This window comes from Mesorhizobium sp. B3-1-7, assembly GCF_006439385.1.
Taxonomy (GTDB): domain Bacteria; phylum Pseudomonadota; class Alphaproteobacteria; order Rhizobiales; family Rhizobiaceae; genus Mesorhizobium.
The window spans coordinates 90,186-103,921 of the sequence record NZ_VFTL01000015.1 but is presented as its reverse complement, the minus strand read 5'-3'; the positions used below and the strand labels follow the sequence as shown (position 1 = coordinate 103,921).

At 65.5% G+C, this 13,736-nt stretch carries 10 protein-coding genes; 3 read left to right on the top strand and 7 right to left on the bottom strand.

Features of this window, described 5'->3' with window-relative positions; translation table 11 throughout:
• Nucleotides 1–12: 12 nt before the first annotated feature.
• The 7 genes from FJ417_RS14575 to FJ417_RS14545 are packed head-to-tail and all read right to left on the bottom strand — an operon-like array spanning nucleotide 13 to nucleotide 8,250.
• Nucleotides 13–981, bottom strand: a complete 969-nt coding sequence (locus tag FJ417_RS14575; RefSeq protein WP_140783923.1) for a D-2-hydroxyacid dehydrogenase — start codon at nucleotides 979–981, stop codon at nucleotides 13–15.
• A 7-nt stretch (nucleotides 982–988) separates the two neighbouring features.
• On the bottom strand, nucleotides 989–1,897 hold the full coding sequence (locus tag FJ417_RS14570; protein ID WP_140783922.1) for a dihydrodipicolinate synthase family protein: 909 nt from the start codon (nucleotides 1,895–1,897) through the stop codon (nucleotides 989–991).
• On the bottom strand, nucleotides 1,894–2,481 hold the full coding sequence (locus FJ417_RS14565; protein WP_140783921.1) for a hypothetical protein: 588 nt from the start codon (nucleotides 2,479–2,481) through the stop codon (nucleotides 1,894–1,896). Before FJ417_RS14565 ends, FJ417_RS14570 begins: the two co-directional genes overlap by 4 nt.
• Nucleotides 2,482–5,337, bottom strand: a complete 2,856-nt coding sequence (locus FJ417_RS14560) for an FAD-dependent oxidoreductase (RefSeq protein WP_140783920.1) — start codon at nucleotides 5,335–5,337, stop codon at nucleotides 2,482–2,484.
• On the bottom strand, nucleotides 5,334–5,600 hold the full coding sequence (locus FJ417_RS14555; RefSeq protein ID WP_140783919.1) for a sarcosine oxidase subunit delta: 267 nt from the start codon (nucleotides 5,598–5,600) through the stop codon (nucleotides 5,334–5,336). Before FJ417_RS14555 ends, FJ417_RS14560 begins: the two co-directional genes overlap by 4 nt.
• A gap of 2 nt (nucleotides 5,601–5,602) precedes the next feature.
• The gene (locus FJ417_RS14550) at nucleotides 5,603–6,844 is read right to left on the bottom strand and encodes an FAD-dependent oxidoreductase (protein ID WP_140711172.1); all 1,242 of its coding nucleotides are present in this window, start codon (nucleotides 6,842–6,844) and stop codon (nucleotides 5,603–5,605) included.
• A gap of 8 nt (nucleotides 6,845–6,852) precedes the next feature.
• The gene (locus FJ417_RS14545; RefSeq protein WP_246687462.1) at nucleotides 6,853–8,250 is read right to left on the bottom strand and encodes an MmgE/PrpD family protein; all 1,398 of its coding nucleotides are present in this window, start codon (nucleotides 8,248–8,250) and stop codon (nucleotides 6,853–6,855) included.
• Between the two features lie 170 nt (nucleotides 8,251–8,420).
• Here FJ417_RS14545 and FJ417_RS14540 point away from each other — a divergent pair, with 170 nt between their 5' ends.
• The 3 genes from FJ417_RS14540 (at nucleotide 8,421) to FJ417_RS14530 (ending at nucleotide 13,713) form a co-directional block, all read left to right on the top strand.
• On the top strand, nucleotides 8,421–9,308 hold the full coding sequence (locus FJ417_RS14540) for a LysR substrate-binding domain-containing protein (RefSeq protein WP_140652546.1): 888 nt from the start codon (nucleotides 8,421–8,423) through the stop codon (nucleotides 9,306–9,308).
• A 184-nt stretch (nucleotides 9,309–9,492) separates the two neighbouring features.
• Nucleotides 9,493–11,148, top strand: coding sequence for an ABC transporter substrate-binding protein (locus FJ417_RS14535; RefSeq protein WP_140783918.1), 1,656 nt, complete (start codon nucleotides 9,493–9,495; stop codon nucleotides 11,146–11,148).
• A 147-nt stretch (nucleotides 11,149–11,295) separates the two neighbouring features.
• Nucleotides 11,296–13,713: an FAD-dependent oxidoreductase gene (locus FJ417_RS14530; RefSeq protein ID WP_140783917.1), complete on the top strand. Its 2,418-nt coding sequence runs from the start codon at nucleotides 11,296–11,298 to the stop codon at nucleotides 13,711–13,713.
• The last annotated feature ends 23 nt before the right edge of the window (nucleotides 13,714–13,736 follow it).

Here is a 13,736-nt window from a genome sequence, read left to right as displayed (position 1 = left end):
TTCCTTCCGGCTTCAGTACCCGCGTTCCGGATTGACCACATTTTCCAGCGGATGGCCTTTGCGGTAGCGCGCCAGATTGTCGGCGAACATGCGCACCGATTTGATGTCCCAGCCGTCATAGACCGCTGCACCATGAGGGGTGATGGCGACGTTGTCGTAGGCCCAGAGAGGATGCCCGGCCGGCAGCGGCTCGGTGGCGAAGACATCGAGCGCAGCGCCCTTGATCCGCCCGTTGTCGAGCGCGTTGAGCAGTGCGGCTTCCTCGACGACGCCGCCGCGCGAAATGTCGATCAGCACGGCGGACGGCTTCATCGCGGCAAAGGCGGCCTCGCCAAGCAGGCCGCGCGTTGTAGGCAGCAATGGCACGCAGCAGACGATGAAATCGGCACGGCCGATCAATACCAGCAGCGCATCGGGGCCATGCACCTCGTCGAGCGCCGGCATCGCTTTCGGTCGCGCGCGGATGCCGAGCGTGCGCATGCCCATTGCCTGCGCGCGGCGCGCGACGGCCTCGCCGGTCTTGCCGAGGCCGAGGATGAGGACGGTCTTGCCCTCGATCGGCTCGACGCGGCCGCCGCCCCATTGGCGGGCCTGCTGCAGGCGCTCGAAACCGCGCAGGTCGAGCGAGAAGGAGAGCATTGCGCCGAGCGCATATTCGGCCAGCATGCCGGCGGCGACGCCGGCTGAATTCGTGACGGTCACGTGCGCAGGATCCCAACGCCCGAGATGGTCGGTGCCGGAGCCGCCGATCGACACCCATTTCACTGTCGGGCTCTCGACGAGCGCCTGGCGCGGATAGCGCGGCGTGCCGTCGAAACGGATCGAATAGACCACTTCCGCGGCGGTCCGCTCGATCAGCGCGGGAAGACCGGCATAGGTGTCGCAGGCATGGACATCGAGGTCCGGATGCGTTTCGGCGAGCACGGCAAACGCGCCGGCCGGCTTGTCGGTGTGCAGGATAACGGTTGGGCGCGCCGACATCGCGACCTCACTTGCGGCCGATATGGTCGGCGGCGCTGCCGAGGGCGGCAAGCAGCGCCTGGCCGTTTTCCAGCGTCGCGTTCTCATGCGGCGCGCGCAGGTTCAGCCAGCGCCGGTCGCCGGACTTGACCGCAAGCACCGCCTTCATCGCCGGGATCAGCCCGGCGTCCTGGATCACCTTCCGGAACGCCTTGATGGCGGCATCCGCTTCGGCGACGTCCTCGCCCTTCCGGGCCGCGTCATAGAGGTGGCGGATGGCGGCGGCGTTCAGATTGACGGTCGCCGAAATGCAGCCCGCCGCGCCACTCGCCAGACCCTTGGTGAGCTGCGCCTCGGAACTCGGAAAGACCGAAATACCGGGCGCGGCGGCGATAACGGCGGCCGTGTTGTTCCAGTCGCCGGCGCTGTCCTTGTAGGCGACCACAGTGTCCGGAAATGCCTTGCTCAGCCTTGCCGTCAGGGCCGGGCTGACCGGCACGCCCGAGTTCTGCGGGATGTGATAGAGGATCATGCGCATCGAAGGTTTTGCCACCTTCTCGATCAGCTCGCTGTAGTAGCGCGCCTGACCGTTGTCGCCGGCGCCGGTGTAGAAGAAGGATGGCAGCACCATGACGGCAGCGCAGCCGAGGCCAACGGCATGGGCCGATAATTCGACCGTTTCCGGCAGCGCGGTGACGCCAGTGCCGGGCATCAGCCGATCCGGCGCGATGCCGGCCTCGACCAACCATTCCAGCGCCTGCATGCGCTCGCGCAGGGAGACAGACAGCGCTTCGCCCGTCGTGCCGAAGGGCGAGAGGAAATGCGCGCCCTGGCCGAGCACCCATTTGGCGTGGGATATCCAGAGATCGCGCGCGATGCGGCCGTCGTCTTCGAACGGCGTCAGGATCGGGGCGATGGTTCCTTGCGGGCGGGTCATGAATGTCCTCTATGCTGGTCTGTGTGGCCGGCCATCGCCGCGACGGCGCGGGCGAAGTAGGCCGAGGCGGTGATGTCGAAGAGTATGTCGAAACCTGCCGGCGAACGGAACGTCACGGCCTCGATATGGCCGACGCGGGTCTGTGCGATATCGTCTGCACCGAATTTTTCGGCCCTCAGGTCCAGCGCGCAAAGCCCGCTCATCGCTTCGGCAAGGCCAGGGCCCGAAAGGCGCATCCATGCCCAGCCTTCCTCGCGCCGTGACGAAAAACCTTTCGGCGCCGCCGCGGCCTGCCAGGTAGCTTTGACTTCGGCGAGCGTCTCGCCGGCGCTCTCAGCGAGAAGCAGGATGTCCTCGTTGCCGAGGCGCAGAACCCGCATGCCACGATGGTCGCCGATGCGGTTGATAGCCGGCAGCGTAACGCCCTGCGCGGCAAGCCATGCGGCGCTGCCGCCGCCTTTCAGGCCGAAGCGCGGCTTGTCTGTAAGATCGCTCAGCGCGACCGCGCCGGAAATCAGCTTCGTGCCGTCGGCCGCGCCGCCGGGCATGAAGGGGTAGACGCGTGTCGCGGTGCCGGCGGCCATCTAGATCTCCTGCCGCGCGTTGGTCGAGTCGAAGAAAGCGTGAGCGACGACCGGGGCCTCGACCAGCTCGCCATTGCGGCACTTCACCGTCACGCGACTGCCTTCCGCCTGGTCGTCGACATGGACATAGGCGAGCGCGATATGAGCCTCAAGCGACGGCGAGTATCCGACCGATGTGATCTGGCCGACAGGGGCGCCGCCGCGCAACACCAGGCAGCTTTCGCCGGGAATGTTGCGGCTGCCGGCGGGGAATTGCAGGCCGACCAGCTTGCGGGTCTGTCCGAGCCTTGCGCGCATCTCGATGGAGCGCTTGCCGACGAAGAACGGCTTTTTCTTCGAGACCGCCCAGCCGAAGCCCAGCTCGTCCGGCGTGGTGATCGCATCGGTGTCCTGGCCGATCAGGATGTGGCCTTTCTCGAGACGCAAGATGCGCGACGCCTCCAGTCCATAGGGACGCAGGCCGTGCGGTCTGCCCGCCGCCATCACCGCGTCCCAGAGGCTGGGCGCCAGGCTCGAAGGGCAATGCAATTCGTAGCTTAGCTCGCCCGTGAAGCCGATGCGCATCACCCGCACCGGGACGCCGGCGACGGTGCCGTCGCGGCCGCTGAGATAAGGAAAGGCGTCGCGGCTGAAATCGATGTCGCCGTCAAGCGCCTCAAGCACCAGGCGCGCCTTGGGTCCGGTGACGTTGAGGCCTGAGAATGCGCCGGTGAGGTTGAGCACGTCGACCTTCAGGCGCCACTCGGCGTTCCAGAACAGCATGTCGGCATAGACGCGCGCCACGGCCCCGGTGGTCGCCGTCACATAGAACTGGTCCTCAGCCATCCGGTAGGCGACGCCGTCATCGATCACCGAGCCCATCTCGTTGAGCATCAGGCAGTAGCGGACGCGGCCGGTGGGCTGGTTGGCATGCGCCATCGTGTAGAGGCGGTCGAGAAATTCACCGGCGTCCGGCCCACGGATCTCCAGCTTGCCGAGCGTCGAGACGTCGAGCAGGCCGACGCCTTCGCGCACGGCGAGTATTTCCTCGCGGACAGCTTCCTCGGCGCTGCTTGCAGCGCCGTAATAATAGGGCCGCCACCATGCGCCGACCGGCTTCATCGCAGCGTTCAGCGCGACATGCTTCGCATGCAGCGCCGTGCGGCGTTCCAGCACCTCGTGGTGGCCGGCGAGCACGCCGAGCGTTTCCGGCCCAACCGGAGGACGCGCCGTGGTGATGCCGATCTCGCCGACCGTCCGGGCGGTTGCCTCGGCGACGATCCGGGCGGTCGCCAGGGCCGAATGGCGACCCTGGCTCGGGCCCATGCCGACGGTGGTGAAGCGCTTGACCAGCTCGATCTCGCGATAGCCGTCCTTGGTCGCGTTCTGCAGATCCTTGACCTGGAGGTCCTCGTCGAAGTCGACGAAGTCGCGTCCCCTGGGATCGGCGACGACCGGCTGCACATAGCGCGGCCGAACGCTCGTCGGCGTGACCGGAGGTTCTACCGCCACCGCATGGCCGAGCCGCGAAAGCGCGGTTGCAGCCGCATGCCGGCCGCTGGCGATTGCGTCCTGCAACTCGTGCGTTCCGGCAACGGCGCCGGCGAGTTGGACGGGACCTTCTGGGAGCGTGATCGTCATCCTTTGCGTGCCGGCATCGTAGCCGACCTTGCCGCCGGCCTGGCACGGCAACTGCCATGCCGGCGCCTGGCCGATCGAAACAGCCAGCAGGTCGCAGGCGATCCAGCTTCCGCCGACACGGACGCGGGCGAGATGGCGGTTTCCGGCCGTGCCTTCCGCCGCCTCGACGGTTGCGCCTTTCCGGATGGCGACACCCTTGCCGCGGAGTTCGGCCTCCAGCGGGCCGGCATCGCCGGCCGGTTTCGGATCGACGAGCTCGACGACCGATACGCCTGCGTCCAGCAGATCGAGCGCCGCCCGATAGCCGTCTTCATTCGCGGCCAGCACCACGGCGCTGTGACCGGGCCGCACGCCATAGTACCGGATCAGCCGCTGGGCCGCACCCCCGAGCATGATTCCCGGCAGGTCGTTGTTGCGGAAGACAGCCGGCTGCTCGATTGCGCCGGTCGCCAGGATCACCTCGCGGGCACGCGTGCGATGAAGCCGATTGCCCTCGATCAGCGGCAGCCAGTTGTCTTCGTACCAGCCATTGCAAACGGTACCGGTCAGCACCTTGAGATTGGGCAGCAGCTCTAACCGCGACGACAGGCCGGAGAGGGTGGCTGGATCGCAGCGGCCGTAGCTCAACGAGCCGCCGACCTCGGGGTTCTCGTCACACAGCACCACATCGGCTCCGGCCTCCGCGGCGGCAATCGCGGCGCTCAGTCCTGCCGGACCGGCGCCGACGACGAGCACATCGCAATGCAGGTGCGTCTTGTCGAAATGCCGATGCGGAGCCTTGGTGTCGACCACGCCCAGGCCTGCCTTGCGGCGGATGATCGGCTCCCAGAATTTCAGCCAGCTGTCGCGGCGCGGACCCATGAAGGTGCGGTAGTAGAAGCCGACCGGCAGGAAGCGGCCGAACCTGTCGATCACGGCGTCGCGGTCGCGTTCGAGCGACCCGTTGACGTTCTGCGCGCTGACCCGCAGCCCTTCGCTGATCGGCGTGCGCTCGGCGGCGGCGTTCGGCTCTGACGGCAGTTGCACCAGCGCGTTGGCGTCGGCTCCGGTCATCGACAGGATGCCGCGCGGGCGGTGGTATTTGAACGAGCGCGACAGTACCCATTGACCGGAAGCGGCGAGCGCGCTGGCGATGCTGTCGCCTTCGTAGCCCTCGAAGGGCTTGCCCTCGAAGGTGAAGCGGATGCGGCGGCTTCGATCGATCCGGCTTCCGAAAGGGGCGGGCAGCCGGTTCATGCGCGGTCCCGCTGCTCGGAAGGGTCGAAGGTGCGGATGATCTCGTTGCTGACGAGATCGCGCTCGGCCAGGAAGAAATAGTTGCTCGGCACGTGCCGCCACCACTCGACCACGATGCCTTTGCGGTTTTCGGCGCGGAACAGGTGCCGCGACCATTCCCTGTCTGCGGTGTCGTTCGGATCCGGCCTCGCGCACACCGGTCCGAAGGACTGGAACTCGTCGATGTTGCGCGGGCCATTCATCGGGCAGGTCAAAAGCTTCATCGTCAATGGCTCGCCGCGGTCGCGCCCATTTCATTGAGCAGCCTGAAGGTCTCGAACCGCTCCAATGCAAATGGTTTCAGGATATCGGGCACGCGACCTTCGGCGATGGTTTGGGCCATCCGCTTTCCAGCGACCGGCGTCGCCTTGAAGCCCCATGTGCCCCAGCCGCAGTCGAGCCACAGATTGGCGAGCGGGCTCGCACCCATGATCGGGCTGTAGTCCGGCGTCATGTCGGTGATGCCGGCCCATTGCCTGAGCAGGCGCACGCCTTGCAGGAAAGGAAAGAGGTGGACGGCGCCTTCGGCGAGGTGCTCCTTCATGTCGAGTGTCGAGCGCGTCGAATAGAGCTGGTAGGGATCGGAGCCGCCGCCGATGACGACCTCGCCGCGCGACGACTGCACGAGATAGGTGTGCAGCGACACCGACGAGACCAGCGTGTTGAGCCAGGGTTTCAGGGGCTGGGTCACCATCGCCTGCAGCGGATAGCAGCGGATGGGAAGCTCGACGCCGGCCATCAGCGCCACGTCGTAGTTCATGCCGCCGGTGGCGATCAGCAGCTGGCCGCAGGCGATGCGGCCCCTGTTCGTCTTGACGGCCTGGACGCGATCGCCGACGACCTCGAAGCCCTGCACCTCGGTACGCTGGTGGATCTCGACGCCGCGCCGCGACGCTTGGGCGGCGTAGCCCCAGGCGACGGCGTCGTGGCGCGCCGTTCCGCCGTCGGCATGCCAGAGCCCGCCGAGGATTTCGAGCGGGCCGCCATAGTCCATATTCAGCAGCGGGCAGAGTTCCTCGACGCCCTTCTGGTCGACGACCTCGGTGCGCGTGCCCATGTGCTTGCCCATTTCGGCGCGCATGTGGAAACTGCGCATCGTCGCCTCGCTATGCGCAAGCGTGAGCTGGCCGCGCTGCGAGAACATGACGTTGAAGTCCAGTTCTTGCGACAGGCGCTCGAACAGCTCGACGCCCTCCTTGTAGAAGGCGATGCCTTCAGGCGTGATGTAGTTGGAGCGGATGGTGGTGGTGTTGCGCGCCGTGTTGCCGCCGGCGAGGTAGCCTTTCTCCAGCACCGCAACACTCTTTATGCCGTGATATTTGGTAAGATGATGCGCGCAGGACAGTCCATGCCCGCCGCCGCCGATGATGACGACATCGTAGGCCGGCTTCAGCTCGGGCGTGGCGGGGATGTCGCCGCTGACCGGATAGTCCCTGCTGAGACCGTATTTCAGAAGCCTGAGGGGCATTGCACGGCTCAGCTCAAAGTCTTGGGAGGATCGTAGAGCAGCGCCGAGAGATCGGAGAAGCGGCTGTCGCGGTCGTCGAGCGAGAGCACCGCGTCGCGGATCGCCGCGGCGCGGCCGGATCCGAGCACAGGTGCGGCGAACTCCATGTATTTGGCCTCGACGTCCTGCGCCGTCATCGGTGCCTCAGGGCCGCCGCGCGCATGCACGTCGCCCGACGCCAGCACGCGTCCGTCCGTCGTCGAGATGACGACGTCGGCCCAGCGGCCGGCCGGGAAGCGGGCGCTGTGGCGTTCGGATTCGGTCACCGCGATGCGGGTGAGCATGTCGGCGACCGCGGCGTCGGCGAGCCCGGTGCCGGAAATATGCTCCAGTCCGATGCGCCCATGGATGATGAAGGTAGCGACGGCGAAGCGCAGGCTGTACTGCGCCTTCGAAGTCGTGTCCGGCATGCCGTCGAACAGCGTGGCCGCATAATGGAAGCTGTTGACCTGGACGCGGGCAATGTCGGACGGAGCGAGATTGTGCGCCAGGCAGAGCCCGCGCACCGCGTCGATCGCCGCATGCGCCCAGCGGCAGATCGGGTAGGGTTTTACATATTGGTGCAGCACCTGCCAGAAGACGCCGAGATCCTGCCAATGCGTCGCAACGTCAGGTGCCTCCACCGTGATCGCCGGCGCTCCGGTGAAGCCGCGCTCGGCAAGCACCGCCGCCGAAAGACCGATGAGGGCGCCGGGGCCGGAGCCGTCATGCAGCATCGTCGGCGTGGCGATCTCGCGCATCATCTGGCTGCGCGGGCCATGATACTCGGCAATGCCGAGCGCCTCGCGCAATTGCGTTTCATCGAGCCGCCGCAGGCGTGCCGCGACGGCGGCCACGCCCAAGGCATTCCACGCGCCCGAGGTATGGTAGTCGCTCACCGTCGCATGCAAGGCGATGCCGGCCCGGCCGGCGACTTCGTAGCCGACGACCAGGGACGCCAGCGCCTCCGGCCCGGTAAGGTCGGGCCTCGCTTCCGCGAGCGCGGCAAGCGCCGGCACGACCGCGACGCCGATATGGCCCTTGGTCGGGCTGTAGCCATCGTGGCCATCGAGATTATCGGTCTGCGTGGCAACGGCGTAGGCCGCGCCGGCAATGCTGGCGCGGCGTCCGTCGAACAGCATGCGGGCCGAATATTGCGGATCGCTTGAACCATAGAGCAGCACGGCGGCGTCGCGCGCGATCCGGCCCGCGTCCATCGGCCCGGCCGCGATGGCGATGCCGAGTGTGTCGAGCAGCAGGTAACGCGCCTGTGCCAGCACCGGTTGGGGAAAGACGGAAGCGGGGCGCCGCAGCACGAAATCGGCGAGGCGCGTGAACGTATCGGAACTGACGACAGGCCCCTCACGCCGGTATGACGGCACAGCCACGCGCTAATCTCCCCTGTCTCTCCACAACATCAATAAATTGGGTTCATCGCGCAAGCACGCGATTAGTTTGGCGGCTTTGACCAAAAATATTGATGCCATGTCGCTTGTCTGCGATTGAATGGCCGGTTGCCCATGCGATAGCTATGGCGATCGTGGAGCAGGAGACCCGGATGAAGCCGCCGCCCCCGTTGAATTATATCCGCTCGTTCGAGAGCTCGGCCCGCCATTTGAGCTTCACCACGGCGGCCAAGGAGTTGGGCTACACGCAAGCGGCGGTCAGCACGCATGTGCGTGCCCTTGAACATTATATCGGCCGGCAGCTGTTCATCCGCTATCCGCGCAGTCTGAAGCTGACCGAGATGGGGGAGGCGTTCCTGCCGACCTTGCGCCAGGCGCTCGACCAGATCGACCAGGCGACCGAGGCGATCGTCGCGTCCTCGCGCAACCGCACGGTGGTCGTTTCCTGCCCGATGAGCCTTGCCGAGAACTGGCTGGCCGGTTGCATGGCCGCCTTCCGCAAGAAGCACCCTGAGATCGAGATCGTGCTGCACGGCACGATCTGGGAAGACTTGAGCGAGCAGATCGCCGACATCACCATCTCGACGCGGCGCTTCGACGACAGGCCGCCTTCGGCAATCCCGCTCTGGAACGACGAACTGGTCCTGCTTTGCGCTCCCGCCGTGCTCGAGGGCGAGCATGCGCTGAAGACGCCGCAGGATATGCTCAAGGTGGACTGGATCTTCGTGCATGGCCGCCAGGAATATTGGCAGGTGGTGACCGATGCGCTCGGCGTCGACCTGGAGGACCACGACAAGGGCCTGTCGACCAATGCTTCCAACATCGCGCTCGAGCTTGCCGCCATGGGGGCCGGCCTCGTCGCCACGCAGCGCTCGCTCGCGCATGCCTATATGCGCCGAGGGCTGCTCGTCGAGCCGTTTCCGGTCCGGCCGCCAAGCCCCTGGAATTACTATCTGACCGAGAGCCAGCTTTCCAAGGGAAACATCGCGCGCACGGTCAAGGAATGGATCCTGTCCAGGGCCAGGGAAGACGCTGCCTGAACGCGGCAGCGTCATCGCCTTCAAAAATTTGACGGGCCAATGGCATTGTTTTTTTAGGCCTTTACGGCCGGCTTTCTGCGGTTTGTGAAATGACAAGCCCTTCCGGGATTTTTGCATCGCCCCTAACATGCGTATCCGCAAGGGGAATGTAACGGGCGGAAAAGCCCTGAACCGGAGAACAACGATGACAATGTTCAAGAGCAACGGTGACCGCGTCCCGACGGTCATCGAAAGCTACGCAGCCGAAGTCAAAAGCGGCCAGATGGACCGCCGCGAATTCCTGGCCATGGCGAGCGTGATGGGCGCTTCCACGGCGCTCGCCTACTCGATGGCGGGGATCGAGCCGGCCAAGGCCGCGGCGATCGTGCCCGGCAAGAAGGGCGGCATCCTGAAGATGCAGATGATCATCAAGGACATGAAGGATCCGCGCGCCTGGGACTGGTCGGAAATCGCCAACGTCATGCGCCAGTGCAACGACTACATGATCCGCTACACCACCGACTTCACCTTCGAGGGCCATCTGGTCGAGAGTTGGGAGGTGAGCGACGACGCCACCGAATACACGCTGCATCTGCGCAAGGGCGTGAAATGGTCGAATGGCGACGACTTCAACGCCGACGACATCGTCCATAATATCGAACGCTGGTGCGATAAGGCGGCCGAGGGTAATTCGATGGCCGGCCGCATGGGCTCGCTGATCGATCCCGCCACCAAGAAGGCCGCCGCCGGCGCCATCGCCAAGCTCGACGACCACACGGTGAAGCTGAAATGCAACCAGTCGGACGTCACCATCATCCCGGGCTTCTCCGATTATCCGGCGGTCATCGTCCATCGGGACTTCGACAAGAACGGCGCCGACATGCTCAAGACGCCCGGCACCGGCCCGTATGAACTGATCTCCTACAAGGTCGGCGAGTCGGCTTCGGTGCGGCGGCGCAAGGATTTCACCTGGTTCGGCGGCGAGCCCTATCTCGATGGCGTCGACTGGACCGACTACGGCTCGGATGCGTCCAACCCCGCCATCGGCAGCGCCTTCGAGGCCGGCGAGATCGATTGCAACTACCAGACCGTCGGCGGCACCGTCGACCTCTATGACAGCATGGGCCTGGTCAAGGAGCAGGTGGTCACCGCCGGCACGATCGTGCTGCGCACCAACGTGACCAACAAGCCCTACGACGACAAAAGGGTGCGCAACGCCATCCAACTCGCCGTCGATAACGAGACCGTGCTCAAGCTCGGCTATAGCGGCCTCGGGCAGGTTGCCGAGAACCACCATGTCTGCCCGATCCATCCGGAGTATTACGCGCTGCCGAAAGTCCCGCGCGACCTCGCCAAGGCAAAGGCGCTGATGGCCGAGGCCGGCCAGACGGACCACGAGTTCGAGCTCATTTCCTATGACGCCGACTATGTGAAGGATCCGGCCGACGTCGTCGCCGCGCAGATGCGCGACGCCGGATTCAAGGTCAAGCGCACCATCATTCCAGGCTCCTCGTTCTGGAACGACTGGACGAAATATCCGTGGTCGACCACCGACTGGGGCATGCGGCCGCTGGGCGTCCAGGTGCTGGCGATCGCCTATCGCAGCGGCGAGGCGTGGAACGAGTCCGGCTACGCCAATCCCGACTTCGACAAGAAGCTCAACGAGGCGATGGCCATCGCCGACCCCGAGAAGCGCAAGGAACTGATGAAGGACGTCGAGTTCATCCTGCAGGACTCAGGCATCCTCGTCCAGGCGTTCTGGCGCTCGCTTTACCGCCACCACGCCGCTTATGTGAAGAACCTTGGCATGCATCAGACGTTTGAACTGCAACTGGACAAGGTCTGGCTGGACAAGGCCTAAAGCGGTCAATCGCGACAAGTATCTCAGGGGCGTGTTGCGCCCCTGAATTCACCCGGCGACTGTGATTGCCCAGTCGGCTAAACCAACTCGCAGAGCGTTTCGAAAGAACGCGAGACAAGTCGCCGAACAAAGGGAAGAAACCTCGATATGCGTACTCATGCACAAGCCGTTGTCATTGGCGGCGGTCTGATCGGCTGCTCGATCCTCTATCATCTCGCCAAGTTCGGCTGGACGGATGTGGTCCTCCTGGAGCGCAGCGAGCTGACTTCCGGTTCGACCTGGCACGCGGCCGCCAACATCCACGGCCTGCATGATTCAACCAACATCAGCCGCCTGCAGCATTACACGATGGCGCTCTACAAGGAATTGGAGGCCGAGACCGGCCAGGGCTGCGGCATCTTCCAGCCGGGCTCGCTCTATCTCGCCCAGACGGAGGCGCGCGAGCATCAGCTGAGGCTGCAGGAAGCCAAGGCGCGGCGCTACAAGATGAATTTCTACGAAATCGGCCGCGACGAAGCCGAGCGGCTGCATCCGCTGGTCGATTTCGACGGCATTCGCTGCATCATGTATGAGCCGGAGGGCGGCAATGTCGATCCGTCGGGGGTGACGGCGGCCTATGCCGCGGGTGCCCGCCAGCGCGGCGCCGAGATCCATCGCTTCACACCGGTCACGGCGACCGAGGCGCAAGCGGACGGCAGCTGGATCGTGCGCACGCCGAAGGGCGACATCCGCACGCAATGGGTAGTCAACGCCGCCGGCCTGTGGGGCAGGGAGGTCGCCGCCATGGCGGGGCTGCAATTGCCGCTGATCCCGACCGAACACCAGTATTTCGTCACCGAGACCATTCCCGAGATCGCCGCGATGGGCCGGCGCCTGCCGTCGGTCGCCGATCGCGACGGCGAGTATTATCTGCGCCAGGAAGGCCTGGGGCTGCTCATCGGCGCCTATGAGCGCAACATGAAATTCTGGGCAGAGGACGGCACGCCGATGGATTTCGGCCACGAGCTGTTTCCCGACGACCTCGACCGCATCGAGGAAAACATGATGCGCGCCGTCCAGCGCGTCCCGGCCGCCGCTACCGCCGGCGTCAAGAAGGTGATCAACGGCCCGATGATCTGGTCGCCGGACAGCGCGGTGCTGTTCGGGCCGGTGCCGGAGCTCAGCAACTATTTCTGCTGCAACGGCATCATTCCCGGCTTCTCGCAGTCGGGGGGCATGGGCAAGCTCGCGGCCGAATGGATGATCGAGGGCGAGCCGACGCTCGACATGTTCGGCTGGGACATGGCGCGCTTCGGCCATTGGGCCGGCAAGGCCTTCACCAAGGCCCGCGTGCAGGACCAGTACAGCCACCGTTTCAAGATCCATTTCCCGAACGAGGAGCGCGCCGCCGGCCGTCCGGTGCGGACCCGTCCGGTCTACGAGATGCAGAAGCAAATGGGCGCCGTGTTCGGCCTCAATTTCGGCTGGGAACATCCGCTGTGGTTCGCCTCGGAAGGCGAGCCGCGCGAGGAGACGATCGGCTTCACGCGCCAGAACTGGTGGGCGCCGGTCGGCCGCGAAGCCCGCATGCTGCGCGAGCATGCCGGCATCATCGACATCTCCAATTTCGCCAAATACGAGGTGAAGGGGTCGGACGCGGAAGCCTGGCTGAATGCGGTCTTCGCCAACCGCATGCCGACCAAGGTCGGCAACTCCTGCCTGACGCCGCTGATCGGCAAGCGTGGCGGCATCGCCGGCGACTTCACCGTGACGAGGCTGGCGGACGACGAGTTCATGGTGATCGGCTCGGGCATGGCCGAGCGCTTCCACCAGCGCTTCTTCAAGTCCGTGCCGCTGCCGGCGGGCACGACCTTCCGCTCGCGCACGGAGGAGCTTGGCGGCTTCAACGTCGCCGGGCCGAAATCGCGCGAACTGCTGCAGCGGCTGACCAATGACGATCTGTCGAACGAGGCCTTCCCGTTCATGCGCTCGCGCCAGATTGCGGTCGCCGGCGTCGATGTCGTGGCGCTGAGGGTCTCCTTCACCGGCGATCTTGGCTGGGAGCTGCATTGCCAGGCAGCCGATCAGGTCGAGCTCTATCGCGCGTTGCTCAAGGCAGGCGCGGAAGTCGGCGCCGGACCGGTCGGCTCGCGGGCACTGATGTCGCTGCGCGTCGAGAAGGGCTACGGCAGCTGGAGCCGCGAATATTCGCCGGAATACTGGCCGCAGGAGGTCAAGCTCGACAGGCTGATCAAGACGGACAAGGAATTCCTCAACCGCGAAGCCTATCTCGCCGTCGCCGACAAGCCGGCGCGGGACGAACTGATCATGCTTTCCGTCTCGGCCAAGGACGCCGACGCCACCGGCGGCGAGCCGATCTTCCTGCCGGACGGCACGCCGATCGGCCAGGTGTCGTCCGGCGCCTATGGCTATTTCGTCGATCAGTCGCTGGCGATGGGCTACGTCAAGGCCGGAACCGCCAAGGCGGGCGACAAGGTGACCGTCGCCATCCTCGGGCGGCCGCATGACGCGGTGCTGCTCGCGCATCCGCCGTTCGACCCGGAAGGCAAGCGACTGCGGTCGTAGTGGCCGCTATTGCTTGAGAATTG

Excerpts from the sequence above, each read along its gene's own strand:
- FJ417_RS14555 (WP_140783919.1), bottom strand. The coding sequence starts at position 5,600 with ATGAAGCTTTTGACCTGCCCGATGAATGGCCCGCGCAACATCGACGAG.
- FJ417_RS14550 (WP_140711172.1), bottom strand. The coding sequence starts at position 6,844 with ATGCCCCTCAGGCTTCTGAAATACGGTCTCAGCAGGGACTATCCGGTC.
- FJ417_RS14560 (WP_140783920.1), bottom strand. The coding sequence starts at position 5,337 with ATGAACCGGCTGCCCGCCCCTTTCGGAAGCCGGATCGATCGAAGCCGC.
- FJ417_RS14565 (WP_140783921.1), bottom strand. The coding sequence starts at position 2,481 with ATGGCCGCCGGCACCGCGACACGCGTCTACCCCTTCATGCCCGGCGGC.
- FJ417_RS14575 (WP_140783923.1), bottom strand. The coding sequence starts at position 981 with ATGTCGGCGCGCCCAACCGTTATCCTGCACACCGACAAGCCGGCCGGC.
- FJ417_RS14540 (WP_140652546.1), top strand. The coding sequence starts at position 8,421 with ATGAAGCCGCCGCCCCCGTTGAATTATATCCGCTCGTTCGAGAGCTCG.
- FJ417_RS14530 (WP_140783917.1), top strand. The coding sequence starts at position 11,296 with ATGCGTACTCATGCACAAGCCGTTGTCATTGGCGGCGGTCTGATCGGC.
- FJ417_RS14535 (WP_140783918.1), top strand. The coding sequence starts at position 9,493 with ATGACAATGTTCAAGAGCAACGGTGACCGCGTCCCGACGGTCATCGAA.
- FJ417_RS14570 (WP_140783922.1), bottom strand. The coding sequence starts at position 1,897 with ATGACCCGCCCGCAAGGAACCATCGCCCCGATCCTGACGCCGTTCGAA.